At 71.1% G+C, this 5,049-nt stretch carries 6 protein-coding genes; 3 read left to right on the forward strand and 3 right to left on the reverse strand.

The features are described from left to right. Positions 1-136 precede the first annotated feature (136 nt). Positions 137-1,180 (reverse strand): MBL fold metallo-hydrolase, encoded by a 1,044-nt coding sequence (locus WA805_RS00205; protein ID WP_425241351.1) that lies wholly within the window; start codon positions 1,178-1,180, stop codon positions 137-139. Between the two features lie 79 nt (positions 1,181-1,259). On the opposite strand from WA805_RS00205, the gene WA805_RS00210 reads away from it, so the two are divergent. The 3 genes from WA805_RS00210 to WA805_RS00220 all read left to right on the forward strand — a co-directional run bounded on the left by WA805_RS00210 (position 1,260) and on the right by WA805_RS00220 (position 3,987). After that, a complete protein-coding gene (locus WA805_RS00210; RefSeq protein ID WP_425238745.1) occupies positions 1,260-1,682 on the forward strand; it encodes a MerR family transcriptional regulator in 423 nt (140 codons plus the stop codon). After that, on the forward strand, positions 1,679-2,026 hold the full coding sequence (gene trxA / locus WA805_RS00215; RefSeq protein ID WP_425238744.1) for a thioredoxin: 348 nt from the start codon (positions 1,679-1,681) through the stop codon (positions 2,024-2,026). The genes WA805_RS00210 and trxA overlap by 4 nt, the downstream gene beginning before the upstream one ends. A gap of 80 nt (positions 2,027-2,106) precedes the next feature. Then, positions 2,107-3,987 (forward strand): ABC transporter ATP-binding protein, encoded by a 1,881-nt coding sequence (locus WA805_RS00220; RefSeq protein ID WP_425241352.1) that lies wholly within the window; start codon positions 2,107-2,109, stop codon positions 3,985-3,987. Positions 3,988-3,992: 5 nt separating this feature from the next. Here the strand turns inward: WA805_RS00220 and WA805_RS00225 are convergent, their stop codons facing one another. Both WA805_RS00225 and WA805_RS00230 read right to left on the reverse strand, forming a co-directional pair. Then, the gene (locus WA805_RS00225) at positions 3,993-4,751 is read right to left on the reverse strand and encodes a metallophosphoesterase family protein (protein ID WP_425241353.1); all 759 of its coding nucleotides are present in this window, start codon (positions 4,749-4,751) and stop codon (positions 3,993-3,995) included. A 70-nt stretch (positions 4,752-4,821) separates the two neighbouring features. Beyond that, a partial coding sequence (locus tag WA805_RS00230) for a hypothetical protein (protein ID WP_425241354.1) occupies positions 4,822-5,049 on the reverse strand: 228 nt, incomplete at its 5' end.

Here is a 5,049-nt window from a genome sequence, read left to right on the forward strand (position 1 = left end):
CCGGCGCCGGTCATCTCGCCGCTGACGCTGCTCGCTATCCCCGCCGTCCTGCTGCTGGCCAACGCGATCGCGGCCATCCCGGCTAGGTCCGCCGCGCGGACCCAGCCGGCGATGATCCTCAGGTCCGAGTAGCCGGTTACAGCTCCAGCCGCGTCCCGACGGCGTTCGGGATGTACGCCGCGGGGAAGCGCTCGGCCAAGGCGCGCTGGGCGGCCCACCCGGTGCAGTGCGCGGGGACGAGGACGGCGGGCGACAGCCGCTCGAGTTCGGCGCAGACCTGGGGGATCAGCGGCTCGAACAGCGGCCCGCCGAGGTGGAAGCCGCCCACGACCGCGTGCACCTGGCTGACGCCGGTGAGCCTGCGCGCGTACCTGGTGATGTTGACGACGCCGGCGTGCCCGCAACCGGTCAGCACCACTAGGCCCTTGCCGCGCACGTGCACGATCAGCGCCTGGTCGTCGAGGACCAGCGGGTCCGGCTCCCACCGCCCGTCACGCAGCGCCTGCTGCGGCGGGAAGCCGGGCTCGAACCCGGACGTCCTGTCGACTTCGCCGGTGATCAGCACGCTGCCGCCGAACAGGAAGCTCGGCTGGCGGTCCTCGATGATCGTGAAGCCCGCGCCCTCGAGCGCGGAGCGGCTGGTCGTCGGCAGTTCGACCGGGTCATGGCCGGGGATCACGAGCCTGCGGCGGCTCCAGAACTCCGGATGGATCATGACCGGCAGGCTGGTCCGGCCGACCGCGCGGATGAAGCCGTCCAGGCCGGCGGTGTGGTCGGAGTGGCCGTGGCTGAGCACGATGGCCTCAATGCTGCCCAGGTCGACGCCGAGGGCGCGCATGTTCGAGACGAGCCCGTCCGGGCTCAGCCCGGCGTCGAACAGCAGCCGGTGGGTGCTGCCGCCGGCAGTGACCGTGATCAGGGCGGCGAAGCCGTGCTCGGCGATCAGGCCCTCGCGGGTCCAGTCGTCCTCGAACACAGCCGATGGACGGCGCCGCGCGTCGCCGATGAACGGCCGGATCGCCGGACCCTGGTTCACCGCGAGCATGTCGGTGACGTTGTCGATGAGGGTCGTGATGACGATGCCGTCGACCGGCTCGAGCGGGATGGTGAGCCGCGGCTCGGTCTCCTCGCTGACCGCCGCGACAGGGACCGGCTCGACGCTGCCAGCGGTGTCGCACATGACGTCAGCCTAGTGCGCCGCTAGCGTTGACGCCGGGGTCAATGTTTAGGCTGGGCCGCACTGGAGGTGTGAGCCAGCCATGGCAATGCGCATACGGGAACTGGCCGTTCAGGCGGGCACGACGACCCGGACGCTTCGGTACTACGAGGCGCAGGGACTGCTGCCGGCGGGGCGTTCGGCCAACGGGTACCGCGTCTATGACGAGCACCACGTGCGGCTGGTCAGGGAGATCAGGTCGCTGCAGGCGATCGGGTTCTCGCTGCAGGACGTGCGCCCGTTCGTCGAATGCCTGCTCGCCGGGCACGAATCGGGCGACGACTGCCCGGCATCGGTCGACGTGTACCGCCGCAAGCTGGCGTACCTAGAGCGGCACATCGCGGAACTGCGCGATGTCCGTGACCGGCTTTCCGAGCGCCTCGCTGACCTTGGCGACGCTCCGCCTCCCCGCTGCGAACTGCTGCCCACTGGTCCGGAGAGCGACACCCGAGGAGACAAGCAATGAAGAACGCGGACACGACTAGCGCGGTCATCAAGGTCACCGACGACACGTTCCAGGATTTCGTCGTGTCCTCCTCGTTCAGCAAGCCGGTCCTGGTGGACTTCTGGGCGCAGTGGTGCCCGCCCTGCCACATGCTCTCGCCCGTCCTGGACGAGATCGCGGCGGAGCTCAGCGACACGCTGACTGTCGCCAAGATAGACGTGGACGAGAACCAGGTGACCGCGCAACGGTACGGGATCCTCGCGATGCCGACGCTGAGCGTCTTCAGGAACGGCGAGGTCATCTCTCAGGTCGTCGGCGCCCGCCCGAAGCGCCGCCTGCTCGCCGATCTCAGCGCGCTTCTGTAGCCGAGCGCGGGAGGAACCACGCGTCCGTTCGGGAAGAAAAATCGCTTAGCCACAAGCGAACGGAAACCCATACTGAGGGCATGGGGACGGCGCAGGAGACGCTGCCCGATGAGGAAACCGCGGAGCTGACCTCCGGCTACTGGGAGACGTACAACGCGCGGATGGCCTCGGTCGGGTTCGGCGACGTGGCGCGGCGATTCCCTGGGCTGGTCGGGCAGGCGGTGCGGCTGGGCTGGTCGGCCAGCCGGCTGGACACCGCGGCCGCCCTCGGGCTCAACGTGGTCGCCGGGGTGTTCGCCGGGTTCGCGCTGTTCGCGACGACCGGCGTGCTGGAGGCGCTGTTCGCCGCCGGGCCGACCCCGGAGCGGGTGAAGGCGGCGCTGCCGTCGCTGATCCTGGTCGCCCTCGCCACGGCGGCGAAGTCCGGCCTCTCGATCGCGGCGGGCTGGGCGCAGAGCCGGCTGGAGCCGCAGGTGGACCAGGTCGTCGAGGTGCGCCTCTATGACCTGGCCACGCAGGTGGAACTCGCCGCGTTCGACGAGCCGGACTTCCACGACCAGCTGCAGCGCGCCAGGGACCGGGGAGTGTGGTCGGCGTGGCAGCTGGTGAACAACGTGATCAACTTCGTGACCGCGTTCGCGGGGATCGCCGCCGCGGTGACGGTGGTCGGCCTGCTGAACCCCGTGCTGCTGGTGGTGGTCCTCCTCGCGCAGGCCCCCGGCGCGTGGGCCGCGGTGCGGTCGGCGCGGATCCGGTACGTGACCCGGTTCGCGCTGGTCGACAGCTACCGGCGGAAGTACATCCTGGCGGACCTGATCGCCGAGCGGCGGACCGCCGCGGAACTGCGCTCGTTCACGATGCGGTCCTTCCTGCTGGCGCGGGTCTCACAGCTCGCCGGCTACGTGCGGCGCGCTGAGCTGGCCGCGGCGCGCCGCGAGACGACCACCCGGGTCGTCGCGAGCGCGATGGGCGGCGTCGCGACCGCCGGGGTCTACGCGTCGCTTGGCGTGCTGCTGGCGACGGGCACGCTGCCGCTGTCGGTCGCGGGCACCGCGGTGCTGGCGATCCGTTCTGCGCACGGGTCGCTGCAGCAGCTGATGTTCGCGGTCAACCAGTGCTACGAGGACGGGCTGTACTTCTCCGACTACCTCGCGTTCTGCGAGGACGCGCTGAGCCGGCTGCCGCCTGCCGGGTCCGCGGCGGTGCCGCCGGAGTTCTCGCGGATCGAGGTCCGCGGCGTGACGTTCTCCTATCCCGGTGCGGAGGAGCCAGCGCTGCGGGACGTGTCCATCGAGATCGGGCGCGGCGAGGTGGTGGCGCTCGTGGGGGAGAACGGGTCGGGCAAGACGACCCTCGCCAAGGTGCTCGCCGGGCTGTACCGGCCGTCGTCGGGGTCCGTGCGCTGGGATTCGGTCTCGCTCGCCGACGTCGACGGCGAGCTGCTGCGCGAGCGGATCGCGGTGATCGCGCAGGACCACGCCAACTGGCCGCTGACCGTGCGGCAGAACATCACGATGGGCCGGCCGCTTGACGAGGCGCTGCTGGTGTCGGCCGCGGCCTCGTCGGGGGCGGACACGGTGATTTCCGGCCTGGCGCGGGGCTACGACACGCTGCTGGCCCGCGAGTTCAAGGACGGCGCGGAACTGTCCGGCGGGCAGTGGCAGCGCATCGCCGCCGCCCGCGGCTTCTACCGGAGCGCGCCGCTGCTGATCATGGACGAGCCGACCGCGGCGCTGGACGCGCGCGCCGAGTACGCGCTGTTCTCCTCGCTGCGGACGCTGGCGGCCGACCGGACGGTGCTGATCATCACGCACCGGCTGGCGAGCGTCCGGCACGCGGACCGGATCTACGTGCTCGGTCACGGGTCGGTCGTCGAGACGGGCACGCACGCGTCGCTGATGGCGCTGGGCGGCCAGTACGCGGAGCTGTACACGCTTCAGGCGTCCCAGTACGACCTGTGATCCTGCTATCGCTCGCGCGTCTGGAGGCGGACGCTGACGGTGAAGGCCTTCAGCGCCTCCTCGTCGCTCGCGGGGGTGCGCACGTTTCCGGTGAAGCCCTCGATCCCGGGCAGGTCGCGGGCCGCCGACCACAGCACGGCCGCCGCCGCGTCGGCGTCGTAGCGGGTGCGGCGCAGTGTTATGTCCGGGCCGAGCATCGCCCAGCTCGCGCCCTGGTGACCGTATTGCAGGCCGACGGACCCGGCGTTGATCACACGGCGCCCGGCGGCGAGCCGGTCGAACGGCATGTGGGTGTGCCCGACGACCACGGTCGGCTCGGCGACGCCGGCGAAGGCGCCCCTGTAGTGCGCGATCGGGCTGTCGACCAGGATGTACTCGCCGTCGTCGCGCGCCGTCGCGTGGCAGAACGCGACCGGCCCGAGCCCGTCCACGTTCAGCGTGACCAGCGGCGGCAGGTCGGCCAGCAGGTCGCGGTAGTAGCGATTCAGCCGCGCCGCGCACCACTCGAACCAGTCCGCCGACGGGTCGGTGTCCAGCCCAGGGATCATGAAGTTGCCGTCGAAGGCGTCGACCAGCCGCCGGTCGGCGTGGCCGCGGACCCACACGGCGCGATCGCCGAGTTCCGCCAGCCGGCCGAGGGTCTGCGCCGGCATCGGGCCGTCGGCGAGGTCGCCGTTCAGCACGATCAGGTCGGGGCCCGCGTATTGGACATCGGCCAGCACGGCGTCGAGCGCGGGCAGGTTCCCGTGAATATCAGCGAGCACGGCAACGCGCATCCTGCCTGCGTACCCGTCCGGGTCGTCCGTTCAACCTTCGCAGGGCAGCGAGCCCGGGTCAGCGAGCGGGCGCCGGCGGCCAGACGGGCGCGGTTAGCGGGTCGTCCTCGGGGGCGACGGGCGGCCCTTGCGACTGGATCGGCTTGTTGCGGCCGATCTCCTGGAGGATAGGCCCGATCATGGCCTCAAAGGCTTCGCGGCTGTACTTGCGGTTCAGTTCCCGCAGCACCCCCTTGCCGCTCGCTTCCCCGATCAGCTCGTCCAGCACGCGGTAGTCGATCTCCTC

The organism is Trebonia sp. (genome assembly GCF_049794275.1).
In the GTDB taxonomy this organism is placed as follows: domain Bacteria; phylum Actinomycetota; class Actinomycetes; order Streptosporangiales; family Streptosporangiaceae; genus Trebonia.